The following is a 15,496-nucleotide window of genomic DNA, read 5'->3' as shown; positions in this document are numbered from 1 at the left end:
TTATAATAGAGTCACTAAGAATAGATTAATAAATTTTGAGATTGAATTAAGGGGGAATTGGTTATGTTTTTTATCTAAAAAAATTGGAAAATGCGAATTATCCATTATGTTTTTAAATATAATGGTATGCCTTAAATTTAACCGTTTAGAAATCTATAAATTTAAGGCTTTTGATTATTGTTCTTTCAAAACTTCATATGTTTTTTTAGGCTCGCTGCAAATAAAAACGAGTTTTCTTTTTGCATTGAGTTTAAATAGTAGTTGTATTTTTTATGGTTTTTGTCAGTGTTTTAAACTAAAAAAGTAGTTTAAAAATTTCATAATTTTGCTTTTTAAGGTAAAATTTTAGCTTTTTTAGTTTGTTTGATAAGTAGATTTTTCTTTGAGATGGCTAGATTTAAAATTTAGTGTTTTTGCCTTGATAGTTGTTTTTCCTGCGTTTGCCAAAAAAAGTTAAAAAAGCACCAAAACTAAACTAGGACACTTTTTTAATAGTATTTAATCAAACTGGAAGACTCGGGAAAATAATTTGGACTTTAGTTTTTTTAGTGTATAATTTTTAAATTTAAAAACGATTTCAGAGGTGGCTAATATGATTTTTTGCTCTTAAAAACATAAATTTACTGCTAAAGTTAGACATAGTTGGTAAAATTTATTATAAGTATTATTAAATTTAAACATTTATAATAAATAAGAAAATTTGGAGGCAAATATGAAACTATATTTTTCCCGTCGTAGAAAAGTTGTAATTTTAGCAATGGCAACAACATTGTTATCTTTAAGTTTGTACTCAGTTAATCAAGCATTAGTTAATTTTGATTTTTTGTCCAATGAAGTTAGTTATTCAACTCAAGCGCCTTCAATAATTTTAAAAAATCAGCCAAATGATACTGGATTTAATTCACCAGTAGCAAATACTGTTTTTGTTGCGACAAAAATAGAAACGCCTAAAGAGAAAATTGAAAATCCGGTTAAACCACAAATAGTAACACCAAAAATAGAAAAAATAGAGCCCTTACCTGAAAAAGTAACCCCTAAACCGATAAGAAAAATTCAAGCTGTTGAATCAACTATCCCTATTCGAACAACACCTGCGCGCCAAAGTCCAACTAGGACTATATCTTCGCGACCAACAATTTCAACTTCAAGACCAATAAGTCAACCTCAAACTCAAACTAGAAATAATTCGCGTTCTGTTAATGTTGGTGATGCAGCTTATCAACGCGCCCTTGGTTTGTGAAGACAACAGCAAGACCGAAAAATCGCTGAAGTTACACGTGAAAGAGATAAATATCAAGCTGAAGTTGCTGAAGCAGACCGTGTTATTTCAATTATTGAGGAGCACTGAAAAAAATACGCGCCAACTGATAAAGATGGCAAGCCAAAAGTTAGTCTAGAATCCTATCTTGAGGGGTATAAATACACTCGCTGAGTTGCAAATAATTACTTTGAGCGCGAGCAAAATTACTTAAAAGTAATAGAGCAACGAAGACAACTTGACCAACCTTTTACAGAACAAGAATTACAATTGATAAAAGATGGTTATACCCCTGATCCTTCAACCGATGGATGAGAACCAAAGGTCAATATTGTCGTAAATGGAATTAGGTCAAATAATAAAAAAAGATTAAATGCTGTTGACTCAAAATGAACAAGATATGATGGAACTAAAATTGGTTCACTAAAATATGAAGGATGAAATGACACTGATGTTAGTTCAGAAATTAGTGATCTCACCAATGGTAAAGGATTTTCTAACGGCAGCATTTCACTTATAAAATACACTCGTGCGCCTGGAAATACCGCTGGTAGTCTTTCAGAATTTAAAACTTTGGTTCTAAATGCCGATGATGATGTTGCTTTTAAAGCTTTTGCAGAGATTATGAAAAATGCTGCTAATGGTGACAATTCAATCAAGGCAATTGTTCTAAAAAATGTCGGGGCAAAGCACAAAACCCAAAATATAAAGCAAATTTTAGAACTATTGCCACCACAAATGCAAAAAGTTTCACTCTTTTTAGATGACCACCAAGCAATTAATGGTCTTCGTGGACTTGAAAAATTCACCAAACTAAGCGAACTAGAACTCTATAGTAATTCACGAACCAACGAGAGCAATTGAGCAATTAATCCTAATGCCCTTAAAAATGTCGACTTTATTTCTTTTGATTATATAAATAAAGGTGATATTCAGCTCCAACCTTGAGAAAAAGTTGCTGGATCAATTATTTTTGATACTCTCCGTTGAGATGAGGGCGATGATGTTTCCAAAGTTAACGAGGGACTTGAAATTGCTTTTAGTTCAAAAATTAATCAGCGTGTTTTCCAAGGAACTTTTGGTGGTCGAGGAGGATATCCGTTACATCTTGACTTTTCTTCATCTAAAAAAATTAAGACGCTAAAAGGTATTGACTTTGCTAAAACAGAGAAACTTTTTAACGAAAAACTCCAAAGTTGAGAAGTTGAAGCTGAATCACAAAAAAATCCTGGCCATGTTACTTTGCTTTTCCAATATTTATATTTTGGGGCCTCAAAAATAAGCGATTCTGGCTCAACAGGGTCAAATTATGTCTATAAAGTCGACACAAACGACTTTCAAAATTCCCAATTTACTTCAAGACTTGTTAATGGTCCTATCCAACAACCGGGAATTTATATAAAAGATGAAAATGGAAAAACCCTTTCAAATATTCCACTTTATATAACTGGTAGTTCATTTTCTGGTGATGCTTTGAGCCAATTATCCAAATTTGTTGACGTTGCAAAGAAAAGTGCCACTTTTAACAAAATTTATGTCGAAAATTCATCACTTCAAAGTCAACTTTCAAGTTTAGGTCTACCTGTTGAAACAAAAACAATTACAACAATAGACTAGGCTAATAAAAAGTAAAAAAAATAATTATTTTTTACTTTTTATGCCCAAAATTTCTTTTTTACTTAATTTTATTGAAAAAAGCATAATTAAAAATTTTAATAAAAGGGTAAAATGGATCCAATTAGTCATTGAGTTGATAAAATTCAAGAAAATCTGTTAAGATACCAAAAGGTTGTTGAACAATATCGAACAATAGCAATTTGGTGCAATCAAATTGAAAAAGTTTTTGCAATTAAGCCAAATTTACTTGATTTTCCACACGGAATTGGCCTTAAAAAAATACCATTTTTAAAAGACTGGCCAACAAGAAAGATAATAAGTCTTATTAACAACGGAAAATTAATAAAAAAATTCACTAATTTTCAAAAATGAAATATTCATACAAATCGAAGCTTATTTAATCAAATCAAAGCCAAATTGTTAGTTTGAGACTATTATTTATCATTTCTTGAAGGAAATTATTGTGAAACTTGAATTATCGAAGAAGTTTTATACACTAAAAATTTATATTTTTTTCGTGGCTTACTTTGAAAAAACGAAAATTACACAATGATAGTTGGTCTTAATAAATTTCAGGGAACTAAAAAATTTGCCAATGACTATTGCTCTTTTTATACCGCGCTTTTGACCTCAAAAGAAATTAGTGAAATTACAAAAAAAATTGATAAAATTTCAAAAATTGACCGAATTTGGTACAATTATCAAAACAAGGATATAGATCAATATTCCAAACTTTAGTTAAATATGTCATCTTTTTTATAATATTATTCTAAATTATTTTATAATTATATTATACTAATTTATATTGGAGGGTGTATGGTTTGAGAAAATCCATTTGGAAAACATAAAATTCCATCAGTCGATGAGTTGTGAAAAAATGAAAAAAAGCAATACCGAGTTTGAATTTTTTCTTTTCCGGTGTTACTCCTTTTGCTAAGTGTTTTTTTAAGTGTTCAACTTTTTTTAGACTTAGATATTAGAAATATTGGTCGAGTTTTTTCAATTTTATCAATTTTATTTACTGTTACAGCTTTATTTTTTTATGTCTATTCTGTTTTTACATCATATAAAGCAAAAGATTTTGCACCTATTGGCGATCGTTCCTTTTTTTTCACGTTCGTCTCATTTTCTAGCGCTGCTCTTTCAATTATAAATTCAACAATAGTAATGATTGGAAATTTAAGCCTTAATAATCAAAATTTTGCCGCAATATTGACTATTCAAATAATTCTTATTGGCCTAATTTTTGTCTTAATTCCGTTTTTCTATACAAAAGTGCTTAAAATTAAGTCAATATTCAAACTTTCTCGAACATTAGTCATTATTGAAAAACGTATTGATGAGATGAAAAAAGATCCTAAAGCATATTCTGAATTTATGAATATTTTTAACTTAGGTCACCAAAATCCAATGAATTCACAGCAAGCAAATAACCCTGAAAACACACAAACTCAAGAAGCTCAAAACAAACCTAAAACAAAAGAAGAAAGAATAAAAATTGCACTTGAAAAATTAAATTTAACACAATTACACGAAATTGCCCAAAAATTAGAAATTTCTGGTTTTGAACAGTTAAAAAAACAAGAATTAATTAAGCTCTTAACTCAAATTCTTGCACAACAAGACTCTGGAAAATAGTTTGATATTTTAAGCCTAAGAATTTTTCAGAAAAACAAAAAAATCAAAAATTTCTTTGTTTTAAACTAAAATATGTTATAATTATATTTAATGGTTTTTAGGCAATGGCACCATAGCCAAATGGTAAGGCATAGGTCTGCAACACCTTGATGTACCGGTTCGAGTCCGGTTGGTGCCTCCAGAATGTAATGCGCCCGTAGCTCAATTGGACAGAGTGTTTGGTTACGGCCCAAGAGGTTGAGGGTTCGACTCCTTCCGGGCGCGCCATATATAATATAATTAGACCAAGGAAAATTAACTAAATTATTTTAGTTAATTTTTTTATTTTTTCAGTTTTTTATGGTATAATTTCAAACTAGTTTTAAATTAAATAAAACATCCTTGGTTATTTTTATAACCCACAAGCCCATAAGGAGAATTAATATGCCAAAATATGAAATTATGACAATTTTAGACCCAAAAGCAGAAGCAACAATATTAGAAAATTTGCTTTCTGCAATTTTTAGTCAAAATTCGTCATACAAACTTGTTAAGCTTGAAAATTCAAGTCTTGCTTACCCTATTAAAAAATCAAAAACAGCACAATATTTTTTAATTAATCTTGACTCACCAGCTAATTTAATTGAGGAATTTGTTCGCCGTGCTAATATTACCAAATCAATTTGACGTTACTTGATAATTAATCTTGATTCTGAAAAAGGTTTTAACCAAAAACCAAAAAATGCCGATCGCCATAAAAGAACAAATGTAAGACGTGATCATTCAGATCGACCTAATTTCAAATCAGCACCGCGACCTCGTCAAGACCAAAACTCACCTAACCAGACAGAAAAAACTGATAAACCTTTTCAACGTCGAAATTTTAGAGCTAATACCCAAGGCGCTGGAAAACAAGGTTCTGGCCAACAGTCATCAGATAAGTCTAACTCATCTCAACGTGGAAAAACTTCATCTTCTTCAGCAAATCAGCAAGAAATTGATAATGCTAAAAAAATACAGGAATCCCAATAGTTTTTACCTATTTTAGTCAATAAATAAAAATAGGTAAAAACTATAAAAAATTATGAATCGAATTATTTTAGTTGGACGCGTTTCTTCTAAACCTGTACTTATGACATCAAAGTCAAATGTTAATTTTATTCGATTTAATTTAGCAATTGATAGACGAAAATATAGTCAAAATTCGCCTACAATTACTGATTTTATTCCCGTAGTTGCTTGACGACAAAATGCAACATTGCTCGACAAACTAATTACCGTAGGAAGTTTAGTAGCAATCGAAGGTTCTTTACAATCTTATCGTGTTATGTCAAATACAACAAATTATCTTACTAATTATGAAGTAAATGTTGATTACTTTCGTTTATTAGAAACTAAAGAACAATTAGAAATGCGCCGTCAAAAATTAGCTCAAAAAGTTGGTGAACCAACTTTTGAACCTTTATTTGATGATTTTCAACTTCCCCAGAATAATACAAAATCATTTCAAGAGGATAATATTTTTCAGACAGAGCCATCAGTAAACTTTGATGAAACTAATGTTGAAATTACTGGTGAAGATAACGATCCTTTTGCTGACTGAGAAATTGATGATCTTGATCCTAACAAATAAAATTAAAAAGGAATGCAAAAATGAACAAAAAATACGCTAAAAAATTCAAGAAAAAAGTGTGCCAATTTTGTGAAGCTAAACTTTTTTACATTGACTATAAGTCAACTGAAGTGCTTCAACGTTATATTAACTCTTTTGGAAAAATTCAACCTTCAAGAATTACAGGAAACTGTGCAAAACACCAACGTAAACTATCACTAGCAATTAAAAGAGCACGTTTTGTCGCTTTACTTCCGTTTGTTGGTGACAGAATCCGTGGAAGCTACGATAAAACTCGAGTTTAGTCATAAAAATATAATATGAATCTAAAAGCAGGTCTTATTGGACTTCCTAATGTCGGAAAATCGTCGCTTTTTTCAGCATTGACAAAAATGAATGTTGAAATTGCTAATTATCCCTTTGCAACAATAGACTCAAACATTGCAACTGTTGAAATCCGTGATCCAAGACTAATTAATTTAGCTGATATTGTTAAGCCAAATAAAATTGTATTTTCGACTTACTCTTTTGTCGACATTGCCGGTTTAATAAAAGGAGCTTCACTGGGCGAAGGACTCGGTAATAAATTTCTTGAAAATATTCGAAATGTTGACTGTCTAGTTCATGTTGTGCGCTGTTTTGATGATTCAAAAATAATTCACGTTAATAATCAAGTAAATCCTATTTTTGACATCCAAACGATAAATTTAGAGCTAATTCTTGCCGATTTAAGTTCAATTGAGTCAATTATTGCCCGACTTAGTAAAAAAATCAACAATACAAACGACAAACAAGCAAAAGTTGAATTTGAACTTGCTAAAAAAGCAAAATACCATTTGCAAAAGGATAAGTCATTACGCGACTTATCTTTAGATAATGAAGAGCGTCAAATAATCAAAAATTGGCAACTTTTAAGTATAAAACCAATTTTGTATGTTGCTAACATTGACCAAAAATCTGTCAGCGATCCCTTAAAAAATCCATATTTTTCTGAGCTTAAGGCTTATCTTGAAAAGGAAAATGCAATTTTAATCCCAATTTGCGTTGCCTTAGAACACGAAATTTCCCAACTTGATCAGGAAGAAAAACAACTCTTTTTACAAGAATTTGGACTAGAAAAATCATCTCTTGATTTTCTTGTTCTTAATAGTTTTAAACTTCTTGGCTTAGGAACTTTTTTTACTGTTGGAAAAAAAGAAGTTCGCTCATGAATATTTAGGAAAAATACAACTGCAGTTGATTGTAGTGGAATTATTCACTCTGATTTTGTTAAAAAATTCATAAGAGTTGAAATTATCGCATATGAAGATTTCATTGAGTTCAAAAGCGAAAAAGCACTTAAAGAAAAAGGTAAAATTCGTCTTGAGGGAAAAGAATACTTGATAAAAGACGCAGAAATATGCCATTTCCGCATAAGTAATTAGTTCAAATAAAATTTTAAAAAAACCAAAAAATTATACATCAAAAAATTTATTTATAAATATTGATTGGTATAATTTTTTGGTTTTTTAAATTATCAGTTATTTCTAAAATAACAGCATTAAATTGGCAATCATTATCCGAAGTTTGAAATTTTGTGCTTTTATTATAGCGAATTCTATTATAAACACCAAGAAATTTTACACCAATTGCATCATTTGCAGGACCAGTCATTCCAACATCAGTTATAAAAAGTGTTCCAAGCGACAATTCTCTAGCATCAGAAGTCTGAACATGGGTATGAGTTCCTAAAAGTGCATTAATTTTACCATTTAGATAAATTCCAAGCACATTTTTTTCACTTGTTGTCTCAGCATGAAAATCAACTATATGAAAATCAGCATCATCTTCGGCAATAACTTTGTCAATTGCATCAAAAAAATTATCAGCAAATTGGTGATTTCAAGGTTTGACTAACTTATTAAATGCCACACCTAAAAGTGAAGTTATTCTGAATGTTTTTCCATTTTTTAAAATTGTAGTAGTACCTTTGCCACTATATTCTTTGTCGATATTTAGCGGTCTAACAATATCTGGATTATCAATAATTAAAGCAATTTCAGGATTGGATCAAACATGATTGCCAATAGTAAAAATATCAACACCAAGCTCTTTTAAATATAAATAATCCCTTTTATTTAGTCCTTTTCTACCGGTAATATTTTCAGCCTGAACTATTATTAAGTCAAAATTATAGTTTTTTCTCAAAATATTAAGTTGATTTTTAAACATTTCTATACCAGGCGCACCAAAAATATCACCAACAAATAAGACAGTAGCAGATTTCATTCAATTCCTTTAAATTTTTCAAATATTTTATTTGAAAAAAAATTAAAAAAGATGCTTTATTTTAGCATCATTGGTCAAAAAGATATGGTGCCAACAACAGGAATCGAACCTGCGACCCCATCCTTACCATGGATGTGCTCTACCGACTGAGCTATGATGGCGCTTAATGCTTTAAAATTATAGCACTTTTTAATATTTTTAATCAAAAAAATATTAAAAAGTCAAGCAAATTTAAAGACAAAAACAAAAAAATACTTTCAAATGCAAGCAAATATTAAGTTTTGAAAGAGCCAAATTATTAATTCTTATTTGTTTTAATATTATACCACAAAAATTTTAAAAACCAAGTTTTTTCGTATTTCTAAAAAACTTGATGTATAATTTAGTTTGTAAAATAACGAAAAAAAATATTTTATAAACTATCTGTTTTAAATTGTGAATTGCTCTTTTAAAAATTAATTAGCAAATTAATGATGATAGGCTTATTTGAAAACTTGTTATAAAATCAGAGGCTGAATACAGAAAAAAACAAGGCTAAAATAAGCTAAATTAAGGTGTTTTTTGATGAAAAAAACAAAAGAAAAAAAATTTACAAGTTCATTAATTTTTTCAAAATATTTAAAAACTAATCTTCGGAAGAATTGATTTTTATCATTTTTTCTTATAGTTTTTTCAATTTTTTCAATTTTACTTATTTTGTTTTTATGAGAAGCTGATAAAAATTTTGATTTACCCATTTATAATTCACAAAATCAACGAATAACTATTGTCAGAAAAAATGGCAAAGAGTTTGGAAATAACGAAATTTCAGAGATAAAAAACTTAAAATCTGTTAAATATATTTCAAATGGTGAATCAGAATTAGATTTTGGTGATTTTATGAATGAAGACTCATCTACCGCTCCACCTTTTATACCAACTAAAATTTTGCCAGTTGAAATCAATAATTTTTTTAAAAATGATATGAAAAACTATACTAATTTTCATGGTAAATTTTTAGAAAATGATGATGAAATAATAGTTTCGCGAGATTATGCTGATTTAAAAAAAGTTAAAATTGGCGATTATATTGATTATAAATATCAAATATTAAACCGCGCAACTAATACAAATGAATTAATTTATACTAAAAAATTTAAGGTTGTAGGAATAGTAGGATTTGATAATGATCATCAAGATTATCTTGTTGTAATGTCTAATAATGCGTATAAAAATTTACTTGAAAATATTTTTGATAAGTCAAAAATATTTCTCAATCAAAACCAAGGTCAAAATTGGTTTTTTGAATCTTTAGTTAAAAAGTTAGCATACAATAGTGTAAAAACTTCAAATACAGAAAATGCTGTTGATTCTAAAGTTTCTACATTTTCTGATTTATATCCTAATGAAAATTTTAATCTTGATAAAAAAGATAAAAAGCTTAAAACAGGTCGTTTTACTGAAAATAAAAACGAAATTCTTGTTAGTCAAGGTCTAATTAATCATTTAAGTAAAAATTCCAATTTAAATTTAAATGTAGGTGATGAAATAACTTTTAAAATAGAAAATATTAATTTCTTATTTTTCAGAGATCATCCCTTTACTTTTAAAATTAGTGGAATCATTGAATCTGATGAAACGAATAGAATAGAATTTAACCAAAATATAGCTCAGCTTTTTTCTGATTCAATAAGTGAAAATAAACCTTTAAGACTAAGTGTTTTTTATGATCAAAGCGAGCAAAATTTATTGTCAAAACTCAAAGAAAAAGGGTTTGAATTGGCACCAAAAATTGATTATGTAGCTCATAGAGGTGTCGCTGATATTTGACCAATAATTGCATCAAGTGCAGTAATTATAATTTTACTTTTAACTACTGTTATTGTTTTTGTTTTTGCTTTAAGAAATTTCAAAATTAACAATGGAACTATTCAAAGTTTTGACGTTGATATAAGTAAAAAAGTAAATTTATATTGAATTTTAATATCATTATTTATTCTTATTGTTAGCTTTATACTGTTTTTTATTTCAATTAAATTGCCATTTTTTAGCGATTTTGTTGCCGATAAATCAGCAGGTTACATAATTGGTCGCATTAGTTTAGATCTTATTTGAATCTCATTATTCTATATTGTATTTTCGACTATTATTTTTAGGGTCACTGCTCATTTTTTAAAAATAAGAAAAGAAAAAAAATATAAACCAATTGAAAATAAATTAGTAAATTAATTTACTTGAAAAATTTCAGCTTTTTTTAACTGCCTAGTAGCCAAATAAAATTTGTGATTTTTCCTCAACATTAACATTGTACCATAATAAACAAAGTTAGCGTTTTTATGCTAACTTTGTTTAATTTCTAGTCATTTTTTAACTTTTTGGGACGTTTTTCAAAATATAAATCGATTAAGTGATATAATTATTAATTTTTATGATTAATAAAAACAATTAAGTTAGTGAGAATAAAATGAGTAAAAATGAAGCAGTTGATCAACTTATAAAATTTATCCAAACAAAACAAGCTAGACTAAAAAGAAACCAAAAAATTGCTTATTATGGCGCTAATGCTGTTAAATGGATAACTTTTTTTTCAAATATTATAGTAATTTCGCTGGCAATTTGGGTAATAATAACAGAAATTAATCGTTATAATTTAATTAAATCTGAAAATAAATCAGTTTTTAATGACCTTGGACTAACTATTGTTTTGGCTAGTTTTATTTGTCTTACTTTTTTTATTAACTTATTTCTTGCAGTTTTTCGTGAAGTTATGAAGTTTAAAGAATATAAAAAAGCCCAAAGAGAGCTAAGTTATTTGTATTTTCAAATTCAAAATGATCCAAATTATAGTTTTGAAAAATTTGAACAGGACTATCAATCGATCTCTGATTTTTATTTTCAAAAAAAGGATGTTTCAAAAATAAAAATTCTTAAAAAAATAGTTTTTGGTGGTAAAAAATGGTTATAAAAAATGTCCGACTTGATTCAGATTCTTATGAATTTGCAAAATTTTTATACAGAAAAACGCTTGTAAAAGCAAGGATTTTTCAAATTTTATTTTGAACGGTTTCCATTTTTAGTATTTTTTTTGGATTTTTTTCAACCTTAATGGGTATTTTTAAATTAGCTTCACCAAAATTAAGCGAATTTGAACCTTTTGCCAATTTTTTTATTTCAACTGACGAAAATGGAGCAAAAGTTGACCAATGACCAATTTTTGTCTTATGAATTAACCTGTCAATCTCAATTATTAACAGTCTTTTTGCGCTTTTTCTAATAAAACCACGTTGAATTCGCAACCAAGAAATTAATGACTTTTTAAAAATTGAAATTATTTTGTTTGAAACCAAAACAGGAAAATATGCAAATTCACAAAATTTACAAATTGAACTTTTTAATTCAATTTGTAAATTTTTAGGAATTCTCAAAGCTCTTGAAAATAAACAAAAAGAGCAAAAAACTAACATTGATAAAAAGGAACAAACTAATGAATAAAGAAAAATTGCTTTCAAAAATTGAACTTGATGTTATAAAATTAACGGCAAAAGCACGTGTTTCTAAGGGTATTTTTTTATTTGCTAGTATTGCCTTAATTTTAATGTCAGCTTTTAATGGCATTTTATCAGCTTATGCAATTACTAAAAATCCTAATCCAACCGCGGTTAAGTTATTTGTTGCAATTGCTTTTATTAATGCAATTATTAGTTTTGTTAGTTCACTTTCTTCTTTTTTTGTTTTTGAAAATGTTTATAAAAAGGCGACAGAAAAAATTAATTTTTATGAAGAGAAGAAAAATGAGCTTTTATCTCAAGATGCAAACATTGATGAGATAGCAAAACAGTTAGGGAACATAAAAATTGAAAATTAGTTTGTATTATTTTTAAAAAATGTTAAAATTGTATCTATAATTTAACTTAAATTTTATTTTAATAATTTTTTTTATAACACTGATACCGTTGTTATAACCCGAAAAAAACATTCATTTAAAGGAAAAAATGCCAACAATTTCTCAATTAGCAAAAGGATGTCGAGTTAAGAAAACTTGAAAGTCAAAAGTTCCTGCATTGAATATGTTATATAATTCATTGCACAAAAAAGAACTAAAAATTAGCTCGCCCTTTAAACGTGGAGTTTGCACAAGAGTTGCAACTATGACTCCTAAAAAACCTAACTCAGCATTGCGTAAATTTGCAAGGGTAAAACTTTCAAATGGAATTGAAGTTAATGCTTATATTCCCGGTGAAGGCCACAATTTACAAGAACACTCAATTGTTTTAATTCGTGGTGGAAAAGTTAAAGACTTACCAGGGATTCGTTATCACATTGTCCGTGGAACTCAAGATACAACTGGTGTTGCAAAAAGAGCCCAAGGTCGTTCCAAATACGGAGCAAAAAAACCTAAAACTTCAAAGTAAAAATCTGAAAAAAGCTATAAAATACGACATTTTTTAAAAGGAGACAATCATGTCACGAAAAAAACAAGCCCCAGTGCGCGACGTGCTTGCTGATCCAGTTTTTAACTCAAAACTGATCACAAAAGCAATAAATAGCGTTATGTTAGACGGGAAAAAAACTACTGCCCAAAACATTCTTTATTCATCATTTAAATTAGTTGAAGAAAAAACTCAAAAAAATGCTCTTGAAGTTTTTGAACAAGCTGTAAAAAATGTAACTCCCCTAACCGAAGTTCGTTCACGTCGTATCGGGGGAACAAACTATCAAGTTCCAATGGAAGTTCGTCTAAAACGTCAACAGACTCTTGCATTGCGTTGATTAATTCTTTTTGCCAGAAAACGTAACGAAAAAACAATGGTTGTTCGTCTTGCAAATGAAATAATTGATGCTTATAATAAAACAGGTGGGGCCTTCAAGAAAAAAGAAGATACTCACAAAATGGCTGAAGCAAACCGCGCTTTTGCACACTTTAAATGGTAGGAATTTAGAAATATGTCACGAAAATTTGAACTAAAAGATTACCGTAATATCGGAATTATGGCCCATATTGATGCCGGAAAAACAACAACAACCGAAAGAATTTTATTCCACACTGGTAAAATTCACAAAATTGGTGAAACTCATGACGGAGTTAGCCAAATGGACTGAATGGAACAAGAAAAAGAGCGTGGAATTACAATAACTTCTGCGGCAACAACTGCTTTTTGAAAAGGTAAAAGAATTAACATAATTGACACCCCAGGACACGTTGATTTTACCGTTGAGGTTGAACGTTCACTCCGGGTTCTTGATGGAGCAGTTGCTGTTCTTGATGCCCAATCAGGTGTTGAGCCTCAGACTGAAACTGTTTGAAGACAAGCAACAACTTATGGCGTTCCCCGTGTTGTTTATGTTAATAAAATGGATAAAGCTGGTGCTAATTTTGAGGCTTCAATTGAATCTGTGCGCACTAAATTAAATGGTAATGCCGTGGCAATTCAGTTAAATATTGGTGCTGAGTCTGATTTTAGCGGAATTATTGACCTTGTTGAAATGAAAGCTTACAACTACGATGGTCAAAAAGAAGAAGTTGAATATGAAATTCCAATTCCAAGTGAATTACAAGACAAAGCTGCCCTAATGCGCCTTGCACTAGCCGAAGCAGTTGCTGACTATGATGAAAATTTATTTAATGATCTTCTTGAAGAGAAAGAAATTTCAGTTGATCAACTAAAAGCAGCAATTCGTAAAGCAACAATTAGCGGTAATTTTTTCCCGGTTGTTTGTGGTTCATCTTTTAAAAACAAAGGTGTAAAGAAAATGATCGATGCTGTTATTGATTATTTACCTTCGCCACTTGATGTTCCGCCAGTTAGAGCTTTCCGCGATGATCAAGAAATTACAATTCAAGCTGATGACGGTGAAGAATTTTCTGCCTTAGCTTTCAAAATTATGAACGACCCTTTTGTTGGTTCACTAACTTTCTTCCGTGTTTATTCAGGAAGTCTGACAAAAGGAACTTACATAATTAACTCAACTAAAGGTAAAAAAGAACGTGTTGGCCGTATTTTAGCAATGCATGCTAATTCACGTGAAGAAATCAACGAAGTTCGTACCGGTGATATTGGTGCTTTTGTTGGGCTCAAAGACACAACAACAGGTGATACACTAATTTCTGAAAAGTCCAAAACTTTCGTGCTTGAAAAAATGAGTTTTCCTGAACCTGTTATTTCCCAGTCACTTGAACCATTTTCAAAAGCTGAAGTTGAAAAACTAGCTAATGCCCTCCAAAAACTTGCAAACGAAGATCCAACTTTCAAAACTTGAACTGACACTGAAACTGGACAGACAATTATTGCCGGAATGGGAGAATTACACCTTGATATTATTGTTGACCGGCTAAAACGTGAATTTAACGTGCAAGCGCGCGTTGGAAAACCACAAGTTTCTTACCGTGAAACAATTACAAAATCCGCTGAAGTTGAAGGAAAATACATCAAACAATCCGGTGGACGTGGGCAATATGGTCATGTTTGAATTAAATTTGAACCTAATCCAGAAGAAGGATTTGACTTTATTGATAAAATTGTCGGTGGAAAAATTCCAAAAGAATATATCAAATCAATTCAAAAAGGTCTTGAAGAAAAAATGCAAGCCGGAATTTTGGCCGGATATCCTTTAATTAATGTAAGGGCAACTTTATTTGACGGTTCTTTCCACGAAGTTGACTCTTCAGAAATGGCCTTTAAAATTGCGGCTTCAAAAGCGCTTTCACGTGCTCGTGATGCTGTTGGAACTGTTTTACTTGAGCCAATTATGGACGTTTCTGTTTTTGCCCCTGCTGAATATGCCGGAGACGTTATGGGTGACTTATCGCGTCGTCGGGGACTTGTTCGTGAACAAGAAACTAGATCTGATGGAGCAAATGTTATTCGTGGACATGTTCCTTTAGCGGAAATGTTTGGATATTCAACCCAATTACGTTCAATGACATCAGGACGAGGAACTTACCAAATGCAATTTGATCATTATGAAGTTGTTCCAAAAAATATTTCTGATGTAATTGTTAAACAACGGGCAATCAAATCTGACGACTAAAAGTTATTCCCGAGTTTGACAGTTTAATAAGATAATCTTAAAAAGTGTCCTGTTTTTTGGGCACTTTTTATTTTTTTGGTAAACTCAGGAATAATAACTATCAAAGCAAAGGTGCT

General features: G+C 29.8%; 15 protein-coding genes and 3 tRNA genes. 16 read left to right on the top strand and 2 right to left on the bottom strand.

The annotated features are described in order from the left end of the window. The first annotated feature begins 712 nt into the window (after positions 1 to 712). The 9 genes from QJQ40_RS01235 (at position 713) to ychF (ending at position 7,528) form a co-directional block, all read left to right on the top strand. On the top strand, positions 713 to 2,875 hold the full coding sequence (locus tag QJQ40_RS01235) for a putative immunoglobulin-blocking virulence protein (RefSeq protein ID WP_282861482.1): 2,163 nt from the start codon (positions 713 to 715) through the stop codon (positions 2,873 to 2,875). A gap of 111 nt (positions 2,876 to 2,986) precedes the next feature. Continuing rightward, positions 2,987 to 3,613: a hypothetical protein gene (locus QJQ40_RS01230; protein ID WP_282861481.1), complete on the top strand. Its 627-nt coding sequence runs from the start codon at positions 2,987 to 2,989 to the stop codon at positions 3,611 to 3,613. A gap of 78 nt (positions 3,614 to 3,691) precedes the next feature. Further along, positions 3,692 to 4,513: a Rho termination factor N-terminal domain-containing protein gene (locus tag QJQ40_RS01225; RefSeq protein ID WP_282861478.1), complete on the top strand. Its 822-nt coding sequence runs from the start codon at positions 3,692 to 3,694 to the stop codon at positions 4,511 to 4,513. A gap of 106 nt (positions 4,514 to 4,619) precedes the next feature. Continuing rightward, positions 4,620 to 4,694, top strand: a tRNA-Cys gene (locus QJQ40_RS01220). A gap of 9 nt (positions 4,695 to 4,703) precedes the next feature. Next, positions 4,704 to 4,780, top strand: a tRNA-Arg gene (locus QJQ40_RS01215). A 156-nt stretch (positions 4,781 to 4,936) separates the two neighbouring features. Further along, a complete protein-coding gene (gene rpsF, locus QJQ40_RS01210; protein ID WP_282861476.1) occupies positions 4,937 to 5,524 on the top strand; it encodes a 30S ribosomal protein S6 in 588 nt (195 codons plus the stop codon). A 52-nt stretch (positions 5,525 to 5,576) separates the two neighbouring features. Next, positions 5,577 to 6,125 carry a single-stranded DNA-binding protein gene (locus tag QJQ40_RS01205; protein ID WP_282861475.1) on the top strand — a complete coding sequence of 183 codons (549 nt, stop codon included), beginning with the start codon at positions 5,577 to 5,579 and terminating at the stop codon, positions 6,123 to 6,125. A 20-nt stretch (positions 6,126 to 6,145) separates the two neighbouring features. Beyond that, a complete protein-coding gene (gene rpsR, locus QJQ40_RS01200) occupies positions 6,146 to 6,409 on the top strand; it encodes a 30S ribosomal protein S18 (protein ID WP_044284513.1) in 264 nt (87 codons plus the stop codon). Positions 6,410 to 6,424: 15 nt separating this feature from the next. Next, positions 6,425 to 7,528: a redox-regulated ATPase YchF gene (gene ychF / locus QJQ40_RS01195; protein ID WP_282861472.1), complete on the top strand. Its 1,104-nt coding sequence runs from the start codon at positions 6,425 to 6,427 to the stop codon at positions 7,526 to 7,528. 46 nt (positions 7,529 to 7,574) lie between these two features. On the opposite strand, the gene QJQ40_RS01190 is transcribed toward ychF, so the two are convergent. Together QJQ40_RS01190 and QJQ40_RS01185 are read right to left on the bottom strand one after the other, a co-directional pair. Beyond that, on the bottom strand, positions 7,575 to 8,372 hold the full coding sequence (locus tag QJQ40_RS01190; RefSeq protein ID WP_282861471.1) for a TIGR00282 family metallophosphoesterase: 798 nt from the start codon (positions 8,370 to 8,372) through the stop codon (positions 7,575 to 7,577). An 85-nt stretch (positions 8,373 to 8,457) separates the two neighbouring features. Then, positions 8,458 to 8,533 (bottom strand) — tRNA-Thr (locus tag QJQ40_RS01185). A 403-nt stretch (positions 8,534 to 8,936) separates the two neighbouring features. Here QJQ40_RS01185 and QJQ40_RS01180 point away from each other — a divergent pair. The 7 genes from QJQ40_RS01180 to fusA all read left to right on the top strand — a co-directional run bounded on the left by QJQ40_RS01180 (position 8,937) and on the right by fusA (position 15,380). Continuing rightward, the gene (locus QJQ40_RS01180) at positions 8,937 to 10,580 is read left to right on the top strand and encodes a hypothetical protein (protein WP_282861470.1); all 1,644 of its coding nucleotides are present in this window, start codon (positions 8,937 to 8,939) and stop codon (positions 10,578 to 10,580) included. A gap of 235 nt (positions 10,581 to 10,815) precedes the next feature. Continuing rightward, complete coding sequence (locus QJQ40_RS01175) at positions 10,816 to 11,316, top strand: hypothetical protein (protein WP_044285905.1); 501 nt, start codon at positions 10,816 to 10,818, stop codon at positions 11,314 to 11,316. Further along, a complete protein-coding gene (locus QJQ40_RS01170; protein WP_044285904.1) occupies positions 11,307 to 11,843 on the top strand; it encodes a DUF4231 domain-containing protein in 537 nt (178 codons plus the stop codon). The genes QJQ40_RS01175 and QJQ40_RS01170 overlap by 10 nt, the downstream gene beginning before the upstream one ends. After that, positions 11,836 to 12,216, top strand: coding sequence for a DUF4231 domain-containing protein (locus QJQ40_RS01165; RefSeq protein WP_044284508.1), 381 nt, complete (start codon positions 11,836 to 11,838; stop codon positions 12,214 to 12,216). Before QJQ40_RS01170 ends, QJQ40_RS01165 begins: the two co-directional genes overlap by 8 nt. A 127-nt stretch (positions 12,217 to 12,343) precedes the next feature. Further along, positions 12,344 to 12,763: a 30S ribosomal protein S12 gene (rpsL, locus tag QJQ40_RS01160; RefSeq protein ID WP_010321104.1), complete on the top strand. Its 420-nt coding sequence runs from the start codon at positions 12,344 to 12,346 to the stop codon at positions 12,761 to 12,763. A gap of 49 nt (positions 12,764 to 12,812) precedes the next feature. After that, positions 12,813 to 13,283: a 30S ribosomal protein S7 gene (gene rpsG, locus QJQ40_RS01155; protein WP_044284507.1), complete on the top strand. Its 471-nt coding sequence runs from the start codon at positions 12,813 to 12,815 to the stop codon at positions 13,281 to 13,283. Between the two features lie 12 nt (positions 13,284 to 13,295). Further along, complete coding sequence (gene fusA, locus QJQ40_RS01150) at positions 13,296 to 15,380, top strand: elongation factor G (RefSeq protein ID WP_044285902.1); 2,085 nt, start codon at positions 13,296 to 13,298, stop codon at positions 15,378 to 15,380. Positions 15,381 to 15,496: the final 116 nt, after the last annotated feature.

The organism is Mesomycoplasma ovipneumoniae, from assembly GCF_030012565.1.
GTDB lineage: Bacteria > Bacillota_I > Bacilli_A > Mycoplasmatales > Metamycoplasmataceae > Mesomycoplasma > Mesomycoplasma ovipneumoniae_D.
Note: the sequence above shows the minus strand (reverse complement) of the source record. Positions and strands in the feature narration are given on the sequence as shown.